Raw genomic sequence first — 19,915 nt, 5'->3', positions numbered from 1 at the left:
CTTTTCCTTAGTTGCCCACTGTCACATTGATATGACAAGTTTGTTTTTCAATGCGGTTACCGCGACCTTTGGCACGAGCTTGGAAACGTTTCAAGCTTGGACCTTTGTCAACAAAGATAGTTACCACTTTCAACTCATCAATGTCGGCACCGTTATTGTGCTCGGCATTAGCAATAGCTGATTCCAATACTTTTTTAATCAATTCAGCACCTTTTTTAGGACTGAAAGTCAAAATATTCAAAGCTTGGGCAACGTCTTTACCACGAATCAAATCAGCTACTAAACGAGCCTTTTGAGCAGAGATACGGGCATTTTTATGTTGTGCATTTACTCTCATGATTCACCTTATTTCTTTTTAGCCTTTTTATCAGCCAAGTGGCCTTTAAAGGTACGGGTCAATGAGAATTCACCTAATTTATGACCAACCATGTTATCACTGATAAACACGGGCACATGAGTGCGGCCGTTGTGAACAGCAATGGTCAGACCGATAAAATCAGGCAGAATGGTAGAACGACGAGACCAAGTTTTAATCGGGCGCTTGTCGTTGCTTGCACGAGCAGCATCTACTTTTTTCAGCAAATGCAGGTCTACATATGGGCCTTTTTTCAATGAACGAGCCATACTAATTAACCTTTATTTGAGTAACGACGACGAACAATCATGTTATCCGTGCGTTTGTTATTACGAGTGCGGTAGCCTTTAGCAGGAGTACCCCATGGGCTAACCGGTTCGCGAGCTTCACCGGTACGACCTTCACCACCACCATGCGGGTGATCGACAGGGTTCATGACAACACCACGAACGGTCGGACGAATACCACGCCAACGATTGGCACCGGCTTTACCGATTTTCTTCAGGCTTTGCTCTTCGTTACCGACTTCACCGATGGTTGCACGGCAATCTACGTTGATTTTACGAACTTCGCCAGAACGCAGACGGACTTGAGCGTATGCGCCTTCTTTAGCCAGCAATACCGCAGAAGCACCGGCAGAACGTGCAATTTGTGCACCTTTACCAGGCTTCATTTCGATACAGTGGATAGTCGTACCAACCGGAATGTTGCGGATCGGCAGGGTGTTACCTACTTTGATGGCAGCTTCAGCACCGGAAACCAATACAGCACCGGCTTGAATACCGCGAGGAGCGATGATGTAGCGACGTTCGCCGTCTGCATAGCACAACAGTGCAATAAAGGCAGTACGGTTAGGATCGTATTCGATACGCTCTACTTTGGCAGGGATACCGTCTTTGTTACGTTTAAAGTCTACAACACGGTAATGGTGTTTATGACCGCCGCCTTTATGACGAGTGGTGATATGACCATTATGGTTACGACCAGCAGTAGAATTTTTCTTTTCGAGCAAAGGTGCATAAGGCGCACCTTTGTGCAAACCTTCTGTTACCACGCGAACCATGCCGCGACGGCCTGCAGAAGTTGGCTTCATTTTAACGATTGCCATTTTGTTTATTCCTTATCTGCAGCTGCAGCAGCGGCTTCCAAATCCAACTCTTGACCGGCAGCCAAGCTTACATAAGCTTTTTTAACATCGCTGCGGCGGCCCAAAGTACGACCAAAACGCTTAGTTTTGCCTTTAGTTGTAACGGTAGTTACAGAAGCAACTTGAACACCAAACAGCAGCTCAACAGCAGCTTTGATTTCAGGTTTAGTTGCATTTGCCAAGACTTTAAACGTCATTTGGTTGCGTTTTTCAGCCAATACGTTGCTTTTTTCAGAAACGATAGGTGCCAAAATCACTTGAGTCAAACGTTGTTGATTCATACCCATTGCTCCTCTAATTGTGCAACTGCATCTTTAGTGATGATTACTTTTTTGTAACGCAGCAAGCTGTAAGGATCAACTTGTTGAGCTTCCAAAACCAACACGTTTGGCAAGTTGCGTGAAGCCAAGTAAACATTCTCGTCGAGCTGTTTGGTTACAAACAACACTTGCTCCAGACCAAGATTTTTCACTTGTTCAGCAAAAACTTTGGTTTTAGGAGTTTCAGCAGTCAACGCTTCGATAGCAAACAAACGCTCGTCACGAGCCAATTGGGACAGAATAGTCGCCATACCGGCACGGTACATTTTACGGTTTACTTTTTGAGTGAAGTTTTCGTCAGGTTTGTTCGGGAACGCGCGACCACCTTTACGCCACAGCGGAGAAGAAGTCATACCGGAACGGGCACGGCCGGTACCTTTTTGACGCCATGGTTNTTTGGTTGAGTGTTTTACTTCGGCACGGGTTTTTTGAGCACGGTTACCAGAGCGGGCGTTTGCCAAGTAGGCATTTACCAGCTGATGAACCAACGCTTCATTGTATTCGCGGGCGAACAAAGCATCAGAAACAGACAGGCTGCCTGAAACTTGTCCTTTAGCGTCAATTACTTTCAATTCCATTACGCACCTACTTTCACGCTAGGACGAACTACAACATCGCTGTTGACCGCACCCGGAACAGCACCCTTAACCAACAGCAGTTGGCGTTCTGCATCAACACGGACAACTTCCAATTTTTGAACAGTTGCTTTGGTGTTGCCGTATTGGCCGGCCATGCGCTTACCAGGGAACACGCGACCCGGGTCTTGCGCCATACCGATAGAACCTGGAACGCGGTGAGAGCGGGAGTTACCGTGGGAAGTACGTTGGGCACCGAAGTTATGACGTTTGATCGTGCCGGAGAAACCTTTACCTTTAGAGGTACCGGTTACATCGACCAGTTGACCAACTTCAAACATAGAAACGGTGATTTCGTCACCGGCTTTCAATTCAGCCAGTTTTTCTTCAGTCAAAGCAAACTCGATCAAACCGCGACCGGCTTCAACACCTGCTTTTGCAAAGTGTCCAGCTTCGGCTTTGTTGACACGGTTAGCTTTTTTCTGACCAAAGGTAACTTGAACGGCAGTATAACCGTCAGTATCTTTGGATTTTACTTGTGTAACGCGGTTGGCAGACATATCCAAAACGGTTACCGGAACAGAAACACCCTGTTCGTCGAACACGCGGGTCATACCAACTTTGCGTCCAACCAGACCTAAAGTCATGATTATTTTCCTTTTAAAGTAAAGGGACAGGCTACGATTGGCCTGTCTTTCAGACAAAGTTAAACTTGGCACGAATGTACCAAGCTCGGCATTATATCCGACAAGTTAAAGAAATATCAATAGAAATATCAGAAATATCTTCAATATGCCGTCTGAAGCGTTTTGAATCTTCAGACGGCATAAGGTCGGGCTATTTTAAAGGATTGGTATCCGATTATCGCGGCGTATGCATCTTTCTCCGACAAACCGGAATATGGTTGATGACTGCATCCATTATTTCTTCGAGATGGTAGTTTTCGTATGCCGAATAGTAAACAGGTCTAGAAATCTGCAAACCTGTCGCTTCCAGAATCCTTTTTTGTACCGATTCAGCCTTCTCGTCTAGAAACTGTTGCAAATTCGGCTGCGGCTGATGCAGCACCTTATCCCAATAACGTCCTTTCATCGCCATATCCGCCTGATTGATTGCAACAACAACCCTATCCGGATCAATCATTTTAAGGATAACGTCCCTCAATAAATCATAGGCCGTACCCAAATCGCGGGAGCTGCCGTCAAGGATAACAAACACCAAATCTATCCAGCCCCACTGCCCATCCGAATGAGTATAGGTTTTGGACAGGACATCAATCAGTTTTTGCCGATGGGCGCGGTCGGCTTCTTTCCCGTCGCCCAAACCTGCGCTGTCCCAAAACCGCAACACATCGTTCAGCATATAGCTTTCGACCAATTGCGTTTCGGGATCCACGCCTGTACCTACCCTGGCTTTTTGTTCGCCAAACAAGGCATTTAAGGTTGGGGACTTGCCGACACCTGTCGCACCGACAAGCAAGACATCCAAAGGACGGAAATCGGCTGCTGTGACCTTTTGCCCGATTTCGGAAATACGGTAACGATGCATATGTGCTCCTACCAGCCAAACTAAGAGGCAAATGTGCTAATCATCCCTCCAATCGCTTTTGCAGCACCACCGATCAGCGTCCCGACGTCGCTCGCTATCGTTGAAACAACTTCTTTAACCGCGCCTCCCGCAGCCCCCAATATTTTCTCCAGCGCACTGCCGATACTGCTGTCGATTTCTTGCCGCTCCTCCTGTTTGCGGCGGCTGGTATCTCGTTCGATTTCTTCCACATTAATCTTCTCTGCCACAATCACCCGTTTTTCAGACGGCATAGCCGTAATGATGTAACGCAACAGGCGGGTTATGTTATAGGGACGCTGCTCCTCATCCTCACTCTTAAAGCCTGCTGAAAAATAAATCGGATTGACCGTAACGCCGGTAGCTTCCTGAATGCGCTTGCGTGTCGAACACACTTTCTCCTCCAAAAAGTTTTCCAAGGCGGCGTTCGGACGGCCGGCTTCCGCATCCCAATTCCGCCCTTTCATCGCCATATCGCACTGATTAATCGCAACCAGCAACCGGTCTGTACGGCCTTCCCCGCTCTTCTTCAATGTATTGATGATTACATTGTTAATCAGTTCGTACGATGTCCCCAAGTCCCTGGAACCGCCGTCAAGCAGCACCAAAACCAAGTCGATGACGGCTTTGCCGTTACTGTCTTTCTCCAGCAGCTTATTGATGATATTGCGCCGGTGCCGTTGGTCTGCCTTCTCTCCGTCGCCCAAGCCCGGACTATCCCAAATCGTCATATTTTCCAATTCATATTTGGCAATATCCATAGTTTCAGGATCTACACCCACGCCTACTTTTGCGACTTCCTTTACCGCCCCATCACTCTTTCCCGTTGCCTGATCTATGCTGAACAAGGCATTGATGGTGGATGATTTGCCGCAACCGGTGGCTCCGGTAATCAAAATATTGACGTGCGTGTCCTGCAAGATCTTAACCGCCCGCTCCAAATCATGCCGTTCTTCCGAATTCAATTCTTGTTGTTTAAAATATCTTTAAAGACATTAAGTAGGCTCATCATCTTTCCTTTATTTACTTGAGAATAAAACATCATCCATCCTTAGAATCAGATGGATGCTTCTGCCCAAACCAAGCCCGATTCTACCTTTCTTCGGGGGGCAAGCCTTCGGAAGGCTATGGATAAAAAATATCCTGTTTTGTTCACTAAAAAATGCCGTCTGAAGATTCTTGAGGCACAAAATAAGCCGATTTCACCGACCGCACTGTTTTTTGATTTTGTTGTTTTATCTTGAATCTGTTTGCCGCCGCATATTTTCAGACGGCATAACATAAAAAATCCCCAAGCATTGATTGCTTGGGGATTTTCAATAGTCCGAATTATTGGACTTTGATTTCTACATCAACACCTGCAGGTAAGTCCAGCTTCATTAGTGCTTCAGTAGTTTTATCAGTCCAATCCACAATGTCCATCAGGCGCAAGTGGGTGCGGATTTCCAATTGTTCACGAGAAGTTTTATTCACGTGTGGAGAACGCAGAATGTTGAAGCGCTCGATTTTAGTCGGCAACGGAATCGGGCCTTTTACAACGGCGCCAGTACGTTTTGCAGTTTCAACAATCTCTTGGGCAGAACGGTCGATCAGGCTGTAATCATAAGCTTTCAGGCGGATACGGATTTTTTGGTTTGCCATTTATCAATATCCTTCAATTAAGCGATTACAGAAGAAACCACGCCGGCACCTACGGTACGGCCACCTTCGCGAATCGCAAAGCGCAGNCCTTCTTCCATAGCGATAGGCGCAATCAGTTCTACAGTAATGGTTACGTTCTCACCCGGCATTACCATTTCTACACCTTCTTCCAAAGTAACCGCGCCAGTTACGTCGGTAGTACGGAAGTAGAATTGTGGACGGTAGTTAGCGAAGAACGGAGTGTGACGACCACCCTCTTCTTTGCTCAGTACGTATACCTCTGCTTTGAATTTGGTGTGAGGAGTGATGGTGCCGGGTTTGGCCAATACTTGACCACGCTCTACGTCTTCACGTTTGGTACCACGCAGCAATACGCCTACGTTGTCACCTGCTTGACCTTCGTCCAGCAGTTTGCGGAACATTTCAACGCCGGTACAAGTGGTTTTTTGGGTTTCTTTCAGACCTACGATTTCGATCTCGTCACCAACGTGGATGATACCGCGCTCTACACGACCGGTTACTACGGTACCGCGACCAGAGATAGAGAATACGTCTTCGATAGGCAACAGGAACGGTTTGTCCACGGCACGCTCAGGAGTCGGGATGTAGCTGTCCAATGCAGCAGCCAATTCGAAGATTTTTTCTTCGTAAGCGGCGTCGCCTTCCAAGGCTTTCAGTGCAGAGCCTTGTACGATCGGGCAGTCGTCGCCTGGGAAGTCGTAGCTTGACAACAAGTCACGGATTTCCATTTCAACCAGTTCCAACAGCTCGGCATCGTCAACCATGTCGCATTTGTTCATGAACACGATGATGTAAGGTACGCCTACTTGGCGGGCCAACAGGATGTGTTCGCGAGTTTGCGGCATAGGACCGTCAGCTGCGGAACATACCAGGATTGCGCCGTCCATTTGGGCTGCGCCGGTAATCATGTTTTTAACGTAGTCGGCGTGGCCCGGGCAGTCTACGTGCGCATAGTGGCGGGTTTCGGTTTCGTATTCTACGTGTGAAGTATTAATGGTAATACCGCGGGCTTTTTCTTCGGGAGCGTTATCGATTTGGTCGTAAGCTTTTGCAGAACCACCGAATTTTTTAGCCAAAATAGTAGTCAAAGCAGCAGTCAGAGTGGTTTTACCATGGTCAACGTGACCGATGGTGCCAACGTTTACGTGCGGTTTGCTACGTTCAAATTTTTCCTTAGCCATGAGCTAATTCCTTTACATATAAAGATCGATTAAAGAACAATGGCCGTCTAAAAATTTATTTTCAGTTTCAGACGGCCTTTTCTGATTAGCCTTTGCGGGCTTCAGTTACATCAGCAGCTACGTGCGCAGGAGCTTCAGAATATTTCTTGAACTCCATAGAGTAAGTAGCGCGACCTTGGGTTGCAGAACGCAGGTCGGTTGAGTAACCGAACATTTCTGCCAGAGGTACTTCGGCGCGAACTTTCTTACCACCGATACCGTCATCATCCATACCCAATACAACGCCACGACGACGATTCAAGTCGCCCATTACGTCACCCATGTATTCTTCAGGGGTTTCCACCTCAACTGCCATGATTGGTTCCAACAGAGCTGGATTGGCTTTACGCATACCTTCTTTAAAGGCTTGAGAAGCTGCCAATTCGAAGGCCAGTTGTGAAGAGTCAACATCATGCGAAGAACCGAAAATCAAACGTACACGAACGTCAACAACTGGGTAACCGGCAACGATACCGTTAGGCAAAGTATCGCGAATACCTTTATCGACAGACGGAATAAATTCGCGAGGAATCACACCACCTTTAATTTCATCGATAAATTCGTAACCCGCACCACCTGGTTCCATAGGTTCCATTTTAATCACAACGTGACCGTATTGACCTTTACCACCAGATTGTTTAGCGTGTTTGTATTCAGCTTCGACTTCTTTGCGGATGGTTTCGCGGTAAGCCACTTGAGGCGCACCGATATTCGCTTCCACACCGAATTCACGTTTCATACGGTCTACAATAATTTCCAAGTGCAGCTCACCCATACCGGAAATAATGGTTTGACCGGACTCTTCGTCTGTACGGACACGGAAAGAAGGGTCTTCTTTAGCCAGACGGTTCAGGGCAATACCCATTTTCTCTTGGTCAGCTTTGGTTTTCGGCTCAACGGCAATATGGATTACCGGCTCAGGGAATTCCATGCGCTCCAAGATAATCGGTGCATTTTCTGCACACAGGGTTTCACCGGTAGTAACGTCTTTCAGACCGATAGCAGCGGCAATGTCGCCAGCGCGTACTTCTTCGATTTCAGTACGGTCTGCAGCAGTCATTTGTACCAAACGGCCGATACGTTCACGAGTACCTTTTACTGAGTTCAATACGGTATCACCGGATTTCACAACGCCAGAGTAAACGCGAATAAAGGTCAATTGACCAACGTATTTGTCGTTCAACATTTTGAACGCCAATGCAGAGAATTTCTCTTCATCGCTGGCTTGACGGCTGTCGGCTTCTTCAGTGTTAGGATTAACACCTTGAACCGGAGGAATATCGGTAGGAGCAGGCAGCAATTCTACAACTGCATCCAACATACGTTGAACACCTTTGTTTTTAAATGCAGAACCGCACAACATAGGTTGGATTTCACCTGCCAAAGTACGTTGACGTAATGCACCTACGATTTCTTCCTCGGTCAGCTCATCGCCACCCAAGTATTTGTCCATCAATTCTTCGCTGGCTTCTGCTGCGGCTTCAATCATGTTTTGACGCCATTCCTCGGCAGTTTCAACCAATTCGGCGGGAATGTCGCCATAAGTAAAGGTCGTACCTTTATCGGCCTCATTCCAAATGATGGATTTCATTTTCAGCAGGTCAACAACACCGGTGAAACTGTCTTCTGCACCCACCGGAATAACAATAGGCACTGGGTTTGCACGCAAACGGGTTTTCATTTGCTCAACAACGCGGAAGAAGTTGGCACCTTGACGGTCCATTTTGTTTACAAATGCCAAGCGAGGTACTTGGTATTTGTTAGCTTGACGCCATACGGTTTCGGATTGAGGTTGAACACCACCCACCGCGCAGTAAACCATTACCGCACCATCCAATACACGCATAGAACGCTCTACCTCTACGGTAAAGTCAACGTGTCCTGGGGTATCGATGATGTTGAAGCGGTGTTCTGGGAATTGTTTCGCCATACCGGACCAATAGGAAGTAACAGCAGCGGAGGTAATGGTAATACCACGCTCTTGCTCTTGTTCCATGTAGTCGGTAGTAGCCGCGCCATCATGCACTTCGCCCAGCTTGTGGGTCAAACCAGTATAGAACAAAATACGTTCTGTAGTAGTGGTTTTACCCGCGTCAATATGGGCGGAAATACCGATGTTACGGTACAGGCTGATCGGGGTCTTACGAGCCATTTTATTAGCCTTTCAAAATTAGAAACGGAAGTGAGAGAATGCTTTGTTGGCTTCAGCCATGCGGTGTACTTCTTCACGTTTTTTCAACGCACCGCCACGACCTTCAGCCGCATCAATCAATTCGCCTGCCAAACGCAGGTCCATAGATTTCTCACCACGTTTACGGGCCGCGTCACGAACCCAGCGCATTGCCAAAGCCAGACGACGTGAAGGACGAACTTCAACAGGAACTTGGTAGTTTGCACCACCTACACGGCGGCTTTTCACTTCCACGATAGGTTTGGCGTTTGCAATGGCTTCGTTAAATACTTCGATTGCTACTTTGCCGGTTTTTTTCTCAATTTGTTCCAGCGCACCGTAAACAATACGTTCTGCAACAGATTTTTTACCGTCAATCATCAATACGTTCATGAATTTAGTCAGCTCAACGCTGCCGAATTTAGGATCTGGCAGTACGTCGCGCTTAGGGACTTCTCTACGTCTTGGCATTTTAATTTCCTTTAATCTATTCAGTTGGGTCTATTCCCATGAATACCCAATTGAGTATTCACTTACTCGGCCGTTGTTCAGCTTAGGCGGCCGACGTGCCTATTTGAGTCCCGATAATTATTTAGGACGCTTAGCACCGTATTTAGAACGGGCTTGTTTACGGTCTTTAACACCTGCAGTATCCAAAGAACCGCGTACAGTGTGGTAACGTACACCGGGCAAGTCTTTTACACGACCACCGCGGATCAATACAACGCTGTGCTCTTGCAAGTTGTGGCCTTCACCGCCGATGTATGAAATGACTTCAAAACCGTTGGTCAGGCGAACTTTACATACTTTACGCAATGCAGAGTTAGGTTTTTTAGGGGTAGTTGTGTATACACGGGTGCACACGCCACGTTTTTGCGGGCAAGCTTCCAGTGCAGGCACTTTGTTTACGTACACAGGCTTTTGACGGCCTTTGCGTACCAATTGGTTGATAGTTGGCATATTTTCTCGTCCTGTTGAGTTAAATACTTGCCGACACCATGTCGGCAAGAGTGGAATTATATTTTTATTGCAAGCATACAGTCAAGCGCAAGATCAGGAAGATTCATCATTTTTCTTTTTTCAGATAAACATTTAGGTCCCATATACTCATAAACAACTATTACCAGAAAGGAAATCACTAATAATTTAAATGCCGTCTGAAAGAAAAACCGCAAGCCTAAAGCTTGCGGTTTTGTATTGAATAAACGCACCAAAGATTATTCATCCGTTACTTGGGTTTCAGCAGTCTCCTGCTCTACCTCTTGCCATTGTTGATGACGGCTGCGGTGGTAAGTCAAACCGGTACCGGCAGGAATCAAACGACCGACAATCACGTTCTCTTTCAAACCGCGCAGCTCGTCTTGTTTGCCCATAATAGCGGCCTCTGTCAAGACGCGGGTTGTTTCTTGGAATGATGCCGCAGAAATAAAGCTGTCTGTAGACAAGGAAGCTTTGGTAATACCCAGCAACACGTTTTCGTAACGTGCCGGCTCTTTGTCTTCAGCCATGGCTTTTTCATTGGCAAGCATCACATCGCCACGCTCAACTTGTTCGCCGGTAATGAACTCTGTATCACCGGAATCAACGATGTTCACTCGACGCAGCATTTGGCGGATGATGACTTCGATGTGTTTATCGGAAATCTTCACACCTTGCAGACGGTAAACCTCTTGCACTTCTTGAACGATATAACGCGCCAGTGCTTCGATACCTTGCAAACGCAGAATATCATGCGGATCGACCGCGCCGTCCACAATGGTTTCGCCACGGTTTACCACTTGACCGTCGTGTACCAAAATCTGTTTCTCTTTGGAAATCAGGGTTTCGTATGCTACACCGTCCACGTCGGTAATAATCAGACGTTGCTTGCCTTTGGTCTCTTTGCCGAAGGAAACGGTACCGGTAATTTCCGCCAACATACCTGCATCTTTCGGTACACGTGCTTCAAACAGCTCGGCAACGCGCGGCAGACCACCGGTAATGTCGCGGGTTTTGGAAGAGGCTTGCGGGATACGCGCCAATACGTCGCCTTTACCGATTTCCTGACCTTCGCGTACGGTAATCACCGCACCAACGGGGAATGCCATCGAAACCGGAGTGGACGTACCGGGAATACAGATTTCCACGCCGTTTTCATCCAACAATTTTACAGTCGGACGCAGCAGTTTGGATGCACTGCTGGAGCGGCGTTTGCCGTCGATCACTACCAAAGTGGACAAACCGGTTACATCATCGGTTTGTTTGGCAACGGTAACGCCCTCTTCCACATTCTCGAATTTCACCATACCTGCGTGTTCGGTAATCATCGGACGGGTATGCGGATCCCAAGTTGCCAAGGTTTGACCGGCTTTAATGGCCATACCGTCTTGTACCAGCAGGATGGCACCGTAAGGTACTTTGTGGCGTTCGCGTTCACGACCGATATCGTCGTGAATCACGACTTCGCAAGAACGGCCGATGACAACCAATTCGCCTTTGTTGTTGGCAACATAACGCATTTGGCTGCTGAATCGTGCCGTACCGTTGGATTTGGCTTCCACCTGGCTGGCTGCCGCCGCACGGGATGCCGCACCACCGATGTGGAACGTACGCATAGTCAGCTGGGTACCCGGTTCGCCGATTGATTGGGCGGCAATCACGCCGACTGCCTCGCCGGCATTGACCAGTTTGCCGCGCGCCAAGTCGCGGCCGTAACAGTGCGCGCACAAGCCATGGCGGGTTTTACAAGTAATCGGGGTACGGACTTTGACTTCATCGACACCGGATTGGTCAATCAAATCCACCAGTTTTTCAGTCAACAACGTACCGGCTTCAACCAATGTTTCGCCACTTGACGGATCGACAACGTCAGACGCGGTAACACGGCCCAAAATACGATCGCGCAATGCTTCAATCACATCACCGCCTTGTACGACTGCCTTCATGACAAAGCCGTCTGAAGTACCGCAATCGTCTTCAACAACCACTAAGTCTTGGGTTACGTCTACCAAACGGCGGGTCAGGTAACCGGAGTTCGCGGTTTTCAACGCGGTATCCGCCAAACCCTTACGCGCACCGTGGGTTGCAATAAAGTATTGCAATACGGTCAGACCTTCGCGGAAGTTTGAGGTAATCGGCGTTTCAATAATCGAGCCGTCAGGCTTCGCCATCAAACCGCGCATACCGGACAACTGTTTAATCTGAGCCGCAGAACCACGGGCACCGGAGTCAGCCATCATATAGATGGAGTTGAATGACTCTTGATCGACTTCGTTGCCGGCACGGTCGATAACTTTCTGTTTGGACAGGTTGTCCATCATCGCTTTAGCGATTTTATCGCCGGCACGACCCCAAATATCGACCACTTTGTTGTAACGTTCGCCGTTGGTGACCAAACCTTGACGGTATTGGTCTTCGATTTCTTTAACTTCGGCATTAGCCTCGGCCAGCAAGGCTGCTTTTTCTTTCGGAATTTCCATATCGTCAACCGCAATGGAAATACCGCCTTTAGCCGCAAAACCGAAACCGGTATACATCAGGTGGTCGGCGAAAATAACTGTGTCACGCAAGCCGCACAGACGGAATGATGCGTTAATCAGTTTAGAAATTTCTTTTTTCTTCAGCGCTTTGTTGATGTACTCGAACGGCAGGCCTTTAGGCAAGATTTCGCTCAACAATGCACGGCCTACGGTTGTTTCGTAACGGTTAACGACAGGCTCGAATTCACCGGCTTCGTTTTTCACCCATTCGCGCAGACGTACGGTAATTTTAGTACCCAGTTCAACCTGTTTGGTATGGTATGCACGATGCACTTCTTTCACATCGGCAAACAGGCTGCCTTCGCCTTTGGCATTGATACGGTCGCGGGTCATGTAGTACAGACCCAATACGATATCTTGAGAAGGTACGATGATTGGTTCGCCGTTGGCTGGAGACAATACGTTGTTTGAAGCCAGCATCAGGGTGCGCGCTTCCATTTGCGCTTCCAAGCTCAATGGAACGTGTACCGCCATTTGGTCACCGTCAAAGTCGGCGTTAAATGCGGCACACACCAATGGGTGCAACTGAATCGCTTTACCTTCAATCAGGATAGGTTCAAACGCTTGAATACCCAAACGGTGCAGGGTCGGCGCACGGTTCAGCATAATCGGATGTTCGCGGATTACTTCTTCCAAGATGTCCCATACTTCCGGTACTTCTTGTTCTACCAATTTTTTCGCTGCTTTAACGGTAGAAGCCAAACCTTGTTTTTCCAATTTGTGGAAAATAAATGGTTTGAACAGTTCCAACGCCATTTTTTTCGGCAGACCACATTGGTGCAGACGCAGGTATGGGCCTACAGTAATCACGGAACGACCAGAGTAGTCCACACGTTTACCCAGCAGGTTTTGACGGAAGCGGCCGCCTTTACCTTTAATCATGTCAGCCAATGATTTCAGCGGACGTTTGTTGGCGCCAGTCATGGCTTTACCGCGACGACCGTTATCCAACAGCGAGTCAACTGCTTCTTGCAACATACGTTTTTCGTTACGAACGATGATGTCAGGCGCATGCAGTTCCAACAGACGTTTCAGACGGTTGTTACGGTTAATAACGCGGCGGTACAAATCGTTCAAATCGGAAGTGGCAAAACGACCGCCATCCAATGGAACCAACGGACGCAAATCAGGCGGCAATACCGGCAGCACGTCCATAATCATCCATTCCAGTTTCATACCGGAACGGTGGAAGGCTTCCAATACTTTCAAACGTTTCGCGATTTTTTTGATTTTGGTGTCAGAACCGGTAGATTCCAGCTCTTGACGTAAGATTTCGATCTCGCCAGTAATATCCAAGGTGCGCAACAATTCACGAATACCTTCTGCACCCATTTTGGCATCGAAGTCGTCGCCGTATTCGTCCAGTTTGTTGTAGTAATCGTCTTCAGTCAGCAATTGACGACGTTGCAGCGGAGTCATACCGGGATCGGTTACCACAAATGCTTCAAAGTACAATACGCGTTCGATATCGCGCAAAGTCATGTCCAGTACCATACCCAAGCGGGAAGGCAGAGATTTCAAGAACCAAATGTGGGCAACAGGTGCAGCCAATTCAATGTGGCCCATGCGTTCGCGGCGCACTTTGGACAGGGTCACTTCTACGCCACATTTTTCACAGGTTACGCCTTTAAATTTCAAGCGTTTGTATTTACCGCACAAACATTCGTAGTCTTTGACCGGGCCAAAGATTTTGGCGCAGAACAAACCGTCGCGCTCAGGTTTGAACGTACGGTAGTTGATGGTTTCAGGTTTTTTAACTTCGCCATAAGACCATGAGCGGATGGTTTCGGGAGAGGCAATACCGATTTTGATGGCATCAAACTCTTCTTCCATGCCGGCAGTTTGCAACGGATTAAATAAGTTCAACAAATTCATTTCTGCTCCTTAAAGGAAGTATTTTTACCGCGTAGCGGATTTTCGATATGGATAGAGGTACAGTGTTTTCAGACGGCATTTCGTTTTTAAACATTGTCGGCTGCCCCACAACCTGCAGAACAGCTCCCCTTATGCCGTCTGAAACCCGTATCAGTAGCGTTCCAAATCGATATCCAAGCCCAGTGAGCGAATCTCTTTAACCAATACGTTGAAGGATTCAGGCATACCGGCATCGATTTTGTGTTCACCTTTGACGATGTTTTCGTACATTTTGGTACGGCCGTTCACGTCGTCAGACTTCACAGTCAACATCTCTTGCAGCGTGTAGGCTGCGCCATATGCTTCCAGTGCCCAAACCTCCATCTCGCCGAAACGTTGGCCACCGAACTGGGCTTTACCGCCCAGAGGCTGCTGGGTAACCAGACTGTATGGACCGGTAGAACGGGCGTGCATTTTTTCGTCAACCAAGTGGTGCAGTTTCAGATAGTGCATCACACCGACTGTTACCTTGCGGTCAAATGCTTCGCCCGAACGGCCGTCATACAGCGTGATTTGGGTTTTGCTGTCGTTGAAGCCCAGTTTCTCAACCTCAGGATCTTCGCTTGGGTAAGCCAAGTTCAACATTTCGCGGATTTCAGACTCTTTCGCACCGTCGAATACTGGAGAGGCGAAAGATGCACCTTTACGCAGGTTAGAAGCCAATTCGATGATTTCTTCATCAGTCAGGGCATCCAAATCTTCTTTCTTACCGCTACCGTTGTAGAGTTTGTTCAAGAATTCACGCAGCTCGCTGGCTTTGCGTTGCTCTTTCAGCATACGGTCGATGCGTTCGCCGATACCTTTTGCCGCCCAACCCAAGTGAACTTCCAAAATCTGACCGATGTTCATACGGGAAGGTACGCCCAATGGGTTCAGTACGATGTCTACCGGACGGCCATCAGCCATGTACGGCATGTCTTCCACTGGCAGAATGCGTGATACCACACCTTTGTTACCGTGGCGACCCGCCATTTTGTCACCGGCTTGCAGACGGCGTTTGATGGCGATAAATACTTTCACCATTTTTTGTACGCCCGGTTGCAGCTCGTCGCCTTGAGTCAGTTTTTTCTTCTTGATCTCATACAACTCATCCGCTTCTTCGCGTTTTTGTTGCAGGCTCAATTTAATCAGTTCCAACTGTTTGGCCAAGTCTTCGTCAGCCAGCCGGATGTCAAACCAATCATGTTTGCTGGACAGGCTTGCCAAATATTCGGTAGTAATTTCTCTACCTTTAGCCAGCTTCATCGGACCACCATTGGCTTTTTGACCTACAATCATACGTTCGATACGGTCGAATGCGTCATTATCGAAAATACGCAATTGATCGCCCAAATCTTGACGGTAACGTTTCAATTCAGAATCAATAATGGATTGAGCACGTTTGTCGCGTTGAATGCCTTCACGAGTAAAGACTTGAACGTCGATAACGGTACCGCTCATGCCGGTAGGCATACGCAATGAAGTATCTTTTACGTCAGATGCTTTTTCACCGAAGATGGCACGCAGCAGTTTTTCTTCAGGAGTCAGTTGGGTTTCGCCTTTAGGTGTTACTTTACCTACCAAGACGTCACCGGCTTCTACTTCTGCACCGATATATACGATACCGGATTCATCCAAACGGTTTTGCATACGTTCGGACAAGTTCGGAATATCGCGGGTAATGTCTTCCGCACCCAGTTTGGTGTCACGTGCAACAACGTTCAGCTCTTCAATGTGAATCGAAGTGTAACGATCGTCCGCAGCCACTTTTTCTGAAATCAGAATCGAGTCTTCATAGTTGTAACCGTTCCATGGCATGAAGGCGATGGTCATGTTTTGACCCAAAGCCAACTCGCCCAAGTCAGTAGATGCACCGTCGGCTACCAAGTCACCACGTTGCAACACATCGCCTGCTTTTACGGCCGGGCGTTGGTTGATGTTGGTAGATTGGTTGGAACGGGTGAATTTAACCAAATTGTAAATATCGACACCCACTTCACCGGCAGTCGCTTCATCATCATGAACACGAACTACGACGCGGTTGGCATCTACATACTCAACCACACCGCCGCGGCGGGCAACGATTGCAGTTGCAGAGTCAACCGCAACAGAACGCTCGATACCGGTACCAACCATTGGTTTTTCAGGGCGCAGGCAAGGTACAGCCTGACGTTGCATGTTGGCACCCATCAATGCACGGTTCGCGTCATCATGTTCCAAGAATGGAATCAGAGATGCTGCAACGGATACTACTTGACCGGTTGCCACGTCCATATATTGAACGCGGTCAGGCGTTGCCATAATGGTTTCGCCTTTTTCGCGACAAGTAACCAAGTCACCAATCAGATTACCGTCTTTGTCCAAATCGGCATTCGCCTGTGCAATCACATAGCGGCCTTCTTCGATAGCAGACAAGTAGTCGATTTCTTCAGTTACTTTGCCGTCGACAACACGGCGGTAAGGCGTTTCCAAGAAGCCATAATCATTGGTACGCGCATAAACGGACAATGAGTTAATCAAACCGATGTTCGGACCTTCAGGCGTTTCAATCGGACATACGCGACCATAGTGGGTCGGATGTACGTCTCGCACCTCAAAGCCTGCACGTTCGCGAGTCAAACCGCCTGGGCCCAATGCAGATACACGGCGTTTATGAGTTACTTCAGACAATGGGTTGGTCTGATCCATAAATTGGCTCAATTGGCTAGAGCCGAAGAATTCTTTAATCGCGGCAGAAACAGGTTTCGCATTGATTAAGTCATGCGGCATCAAGTTCTCAGATTCTGCTTGATTCAAACGCTCTTTAACTGCACGTTCTACACGAGCCAAACCGCTACGGAATTGGTTTTCAGTCAACTCACCCACAGAACGAACACGACGATTACCCAAGTGGTCGATATCGTCTACTTCGCCATGACCGTTACGCAGTTCAACCAATGTAGCAATGGAAGCAACGATGTCTTCAACGCTCAGAACGTAACCACCTTTTTCAGCAGCACCGGCCAAAGTTTTGTTCAGCAAACGGCCATACCAAGAGTTTTGTTGTGCTTCAGACAATTTTTGCTCGTATGTGCGCGTATTGAATTTCATACGACCTACGCGAGACAAGTCATAACTGTCTTCACTGAAAAACAAGCGGTTGAAGAGCTGCTCAACAGCTTCTTCGGTAGGCGGTTCGCCAGGACGCATCATGCGGTAAATCGCTACGCGTGCAGCTTGCTGATCAGCAGTTTCGTCTGTACGCAGAGTGCTGGAGATGTAACCGCCTTGATCCAATTCATTGATATAAAGGGTCGTAATTTCTTTTACACCATGGATATCAAGTTTGGCCAACAGTTCTTCTGTAATTTCATCGTTAGCAGAAGCCAATACTTCGCCGGTTTCCGGATCAATCAGATCAGCAGCCAATGCTTTGCCTATCAGGCTTTCTGGCTCTACATCCAGACGAGTCAAACCTGCATTGGTAATATCACGGATATTTTTCGCAGTAATGCGTTTACCTTTGGCGACCAGTACATTGCCTTCTTTATCCAAGATATCAACTTTGGCTGTTTCACCTTTCAGACGGCCTGCAACCAGATCAGTTTGAACACCGTTTGAAGACAAATAGAAAGTTTCTTTGTCATAGAAAATATCCAAGATTTGTTCATTGTTATAGCCCAAAGCTTTCAACAAAATCGTAACCGGCATTTTACGGCGACGGTCGATACGGAAATACAGCAAATCTTTTGGATCAAATTCGAAATCCAACCATGAACCACGGTAAGGAATAATACGAGCAGAGAACAACAACTTACCGGAAGAATGTGTTTTACCACGGTCATGCTCAAAGAACACGCCGGGAGAACGGTGCAGCTGGGAAACAATCACACGCTCAGTACCATTGATGACAAAAGAGCCACTTGGCGTCATCAATGGAATTTCGCCCATATACACTTCGTTTTCACGAACTTCTTTTACAGTCGGCTTAGATGCTTCTTTATCCAAAATCACCAAACGGATACGGGCACGCAATGGAGCAGCGTAAGTAATACCGCGCAATTGACATTCAGGGATATCGAACAAAGGCTCGCCCAATGTGTAATGCACAAACTCCAATCGCGCATAACCGTTATGGCTCACAATAGGGAAAATAGAATTAAATGCTGCTTGCAGACCATCATCAGTGCGTTGGTCAAAAGCATTTTCCAGCTGCAAAAATTTCGCATAAGAATCAATTTGGGTTGCCAGCAAGAAAGGAACATCCAAGACATTCTCTCGCTTTGCAAAACTCTTACGGATACGTTTTTTCTCGGTAAACGAATAGCTCATATACACTCCGAAAAGCAATTTTAAATAATAGGCCGTCTAAAACAACGGCATGCATCAACCTGATATTTACATTTATTTGCAATGGTTTTATCAAGACTATGCAAATAAATGTAAACAATGCCTGATGCTTATTTTAAGAAGCAAAATAAGGCTGGCAGAAAACTGCCAGCCTTCACAGGAAGCATCAAATTATTTGATTTCGACTTTAGCGCCGGCTTCTTCCAGTTGTTTTTGGATGTCTTCAGCTTCAGCTTTAGAAACACCCTCTTTCAGAGTTTTAGGTGCACCGTCAACGATGTCTTTAGCTTCTTTCAGACCCAAGCCAGTGATAGCGCGGACAACTTTAATCACGCCAACTTTTTGATCACCAGCAGAAGCCAATACTACGTCAAATTCAGTTTTTTCTTCAGCAGCAGCTGCACCAGCACCCGCAGGACCTGCAACTGCAACGGCAGCAGCAGAAACGCCAAATTTCTCTTCAAAAGCTTTAACCAGGTCGTTCAATTCCATTACGGTCAAAGAACCAACGGCTTCCAAAATGTCTTCTTTAGTAATAGCCATGCTATTTTACTCCAAATATTGTATTAAAAAATAATTGATTAAATGAAACAAAATTGATTAAGCGGCTTCTTCGCCAGCTTTTTTCTCTGCCAAAGCAGCCAAACCACGTGCAAAGCCTGATACAGGAGCTTGCATAACGAACAACAGTTTGGACAACAGTTCTTCGCGACTTGGAATAGAAGCCAACTCAGCAACCTGAGCAGGATTCATCACTTCGCCATTGTAAGAACCGGCTTTAACGACAATTTTGTCATCTTTTTTCGCGAATTGGTGCAGCACTTTAGCAGCAGCAACAGCATCTTCAGAAGCAGCGTAAACCAACGGACCAACCATTTGATCGGCCAAACCTGCGAATGAAGTACCCTCTACTGCGCGACGAGCCAGAGTATTTTTCAGAACGCGCAAGTAAACGCCTTCTTTACGTGCATTCGCACGAAGCTCAGTCATGCTGGAAACACTGATACCGCGATATTCAGCGACTACGAGAGTTTGAGCGTTAGCAATTGCTGCGCTAATTTCCTCTACGGCCACTTTCTTGGTTTCAATATTGAGACTCAAGGTCTACCTCCCACTGTTTATAAACAGGATACCGAAATGATATCCCACCAGCGCGGTAA

16 protein-coding genes and 1 pseudogene are annotated in these 19,915 nt (G+C 47.4%); all 17 read right to left on the bottom strand.

What is annotated here, in order from left to right; genetic code table 11:
- Window positions 1–7: 7 nt before the first annotated feature.
- The gene (gene rplV / locus ACRPFF_RS00315) at window positions 8–337 is read right to left on the bottom strand and encodes a 50S ribosomal protein L22 (RefSeq protein ID WP_003675877.1); all 330 of its coding nucleotides are present in this window, start codon (window positions 335–337) and stop codon (window positions 8–10) included.
- Between the two features lie 8 nt (window positions 338–345).
- Window positions 346–624, bottom strand: coding sequence for a 30S ribosomal protein S19 (gene rpsS / locus ACRPFF_RS00310; RefSeq protein WP_002215422.1), 279 nt, complete (start codon window positions 622–624; stop codon window positions 346–348).
- Between the two features lie 5 nt (window positions 625–629).
- Window positions 630–1,463 carry a 50S ribosomal protein L2 gene (rplB, locus tag ACRPFF_RS00305; protein WP_003707139.1) on the bottom strand — a complete coding sequence of 278 codons (834 nt, stop codon included), beginning with the start codon at window positions 1,461–1,463 and terminating at the stop codon, window positions 630–632.
- Window positions 1,464–1,468: 5 nt separating this feature from the next.
- Window positions 1,469–1,783 (bottom strand): 50S ribosomal protein L23, encoded by a 315-nt coding sequence (gene rplW / locus ACRPFF_RS00300; RefSeq protein WP_002231529.1) that lies wholly within the window; start codon window positions 1,781–1,783, stop codon window positions 1,469–1,471.
- Entirely contained in the window at window positions 1,780–2,400 is a 621-nt protein-coding gene (gene rplD, locus ACRPFF_RS00295) for a 50S ribosomal protein L4 (RefSeq protein ID WP_432673487.1), read from the bottom strand. Before rplD ends, rplW begins: the two co-directional genes overlap by 4 nt.
- Complete coding sequence (rplC, locus tag ACRPFF_RS00290; protein ID WP_002215400.1) at window positions 2,400–3,044, bottom strand: 50S ribosomal protein L3; 645 nt, start codon at window positions 3,042–3,044, stop codon at window positions 2,400–2,402. Before rplC ends, rplD begins: the two co-directional genes overlap by 1 nt.
- 214 nt (window positions 3,045–3,258) lie before the next feature.
- Window positions 3,259–3,945, bottom strand: a complete 687-nt coding sequence (locus tag ACRPFF_RS00285; RefSeq protein WP_411712804.1) for a GTPase family protein — start codon at window positions 3,943–3,945, stop codon at window positions 3,259–3,261.
- Window positions 3,946–3,965: 20 nt separating this feature from the next.
- Window positions 3,966–5,005, bottom strand: a pseudogene (locus ACRPFF_RS00280) (GTPase family protein).
- A gap of 287 nt (window positions 5,006–5,292) precedes the next feature.
- Entirely contained in the window at window positions 5,293–5,604 is a 312-nt protein-coding gene (rpsJ, locus tag ACRPFF_RS00275) for a 30S ribosomal protein S10 (protein ID WP_003675871.1), read from the bottom strand.
- 17 nt (window positions 5,605–5,621) lie between these two features.
- Entirely contained in the window at window positions 5,622–6,806 is a 1,185-nt protein-coding gene (tuf, locus tag ACRPFF_RS00270) for an elongation factor Tu (RefSeq protein ID WP_096108457.1), read from the bottom strand.
- Between the two features lie 85 nt (window positions 6,807–6,891).
- Entirely contained in the window at window positions 6,892–8,997 is a 2,106-nt protein-coding gene (fusA, locus tag ACRPFF_RS00265) for an elongation factor G (protein ID WP_432673486.1), read from the bottom strand.
- 18 nt (window positions 8,998–9,015) lie between these two features.
- Window positions 9,016–9,486, bottom strand: a complete 471-nt coding sequence (gene rpsG, locus ACRPFF_RS00260; protein ID WP_002240962.1) for a 30S ribosomal protein S7 — start codon at window positions 9,484–9,486, stop codon at window positions 9,016–9,018.
- Window positions 9,487–9,603: 117 nt separating this feature from the next.
- On the bottom strand, window positions 9,604–9,975 hold the full coding sequence (gene rpsL / locus ACRPFF_RS00255) for a 30S ribosomal protein S12 (protein WP_002218431.1): 372 nt from the start codon (window positions 9,973–9,975) through the stop codon (window positions 9,604–9,606).
- Window positions 9,976–10,232: 257 nt separating this feature from the next.
- Window positions 10,233–14,408, bottom strand: a complete 4,176-nt coding sequence (gene rpoC, locus ACRPFF_RS00250) for a DNA-directed RNA polymerase subunit beta' (RefSeq protein ID WP_432673485.1) — start codon at window positions 14,406–14,408, stop codon at window positions 10,233–10,235.
- 150 nt (window positions 14,409–14,558) lie between these two features.
- A complete protein-coding gene (rpoB, locus tag ACRPFF_RS00245; RefSeq protein WP_411713169.1) occupies window positions 14,559–18,737 on the bottom strand; it encodes a DNA-directed RNA polymerase subunit beta in 4,179 nt (1,392 codons plus the stop codon).
- A gap of 189 nt (window positions 18,738–18,926) precedes the next feature.
- On the bottom strand, window positions 18,927–19,298 hold the full coding sequence (gene rplL / locus ACRPFF_RS00240; protein ID WP_003677916.1) for a 50S ribosomal protein L7/L12: 372 nt from the start codon (window positions 19,296–19,298) through the stop codon (window positions 18,927–18,929).
- 57 nt (window positions 19,299–19,355) lie between these two features.
- Window positions 19,356–19,856 carry a 50S ribosomal protein L10 gene (rplJ, locus tag ACRPFF_RS00235; protein ID WP_250314510.1) on the bottom strand — a complete coding sequence of 167 codons (501 nt, stop codon included), beginning with the start codon at window positions 19,854–19,856 and terminating at the stop codon, window positions 19,356–19,358.
- Window positions 19,857–19,915 lie beyond the last annotated feature (59 nt).

Source organism: Neisseria sp. SLRRB23, from assembly GCF_050896295.1.
GTDB lineage: Bacteria > Pseudomonadota > Gammaproteobacteria > Burkholderiales > Neisseriaceae > Neisseria.
This window is presented reverse-complemented; position numbering and strand designations above follow the sequence as displayed.

Bases quoted from the DNA above. Each gene is read 5' to 3' on its own strand.
- rplV (WP_003675877.1), bottom strand. From the start codon at position 337: ATGAGAGTAAATGCACAACATAAAAATGCCCGTATCTCTGCTCAAAAG.
- rpsS (WP_002215422.1), bottom strand. From the start codon at position 624: ATGGCTCGTTCATTGAAAAAAGGCCCATATGTAGACCTGCATTTGCTG.
- rplB (WP_003707139.1), bottom strand. From the start codon at position 1,463: ATGGCAATCGTTAAAATGAAGCCAACTTCTGCAGGCCGTCGCGGCATG.
- rplW (WP_002231529.1), bottom strand. From the start codon at position 1,783: ATGAATCAACAACGTTTGACTCAAGTGATTTTGGCACCTATCGTTTCT.
- rplC (WP_002215400.1), bottom strand. From the start codon at position 3,044: ATGACTTTAGGTCTGGTTGGACGCAAAGTTGGTATGACCCGCGTGTTC.
- ACRPFF_RS00285 (WP_411712804.1), bottom strand. From the start codon at position 3,945: ATGCATCGTTACCGTATTTCCGAAATCGGGCAAAAGGTCACAGCAGCC.
- rpsJ (WP_003675871.1), bottom strand. From the start codon at position 5,604: ATGGCAAACCAAAAAATCCGTATCCGCCTGAAAGCTTATGATTACAGC.
- fusA (WP_432673486.1), bottom strand. From the start codon at position 8,997: ATGGCTCGTAAGACCCCGATCAGCCTGTACCGTAACATCGGTATTTCC.
- rpsG (WP_002240962.1), bottom strand. From the start codon at position 9,486: ATGCCAAGACGTAGAGAAGTCCCTAAGCGCGACGTACTGCCAGATCCT.
- rpsL (WP_002218431.1), bottom strand. From the start codon at position 9,975: ATGCCAACTATCAACCAATTGGTACGCAAAGGCCGTCAAAAGCCTGTG.
- rpoC (WP_432673485.1), bottom strand. From the start codon at position 14,408: ATGAATTTGTTGAACTTATTTAATCCGTTGCAAACTGCCGGCATGGAA.
- rpoB (WP_411713169.1), bottom strand. From the start codon at position 18,737: ATGAGCTATTCGTTTACCGAGAAAAAACGTATCCGTAAGAGTTTTGCA.
- rplL (WP_003677916.1), bottom strand. From the start codon at position 19,298: ATGGCTATTACTAAAGAAGACATTTTGGAAGCCGTTGGTTCTTTGACC.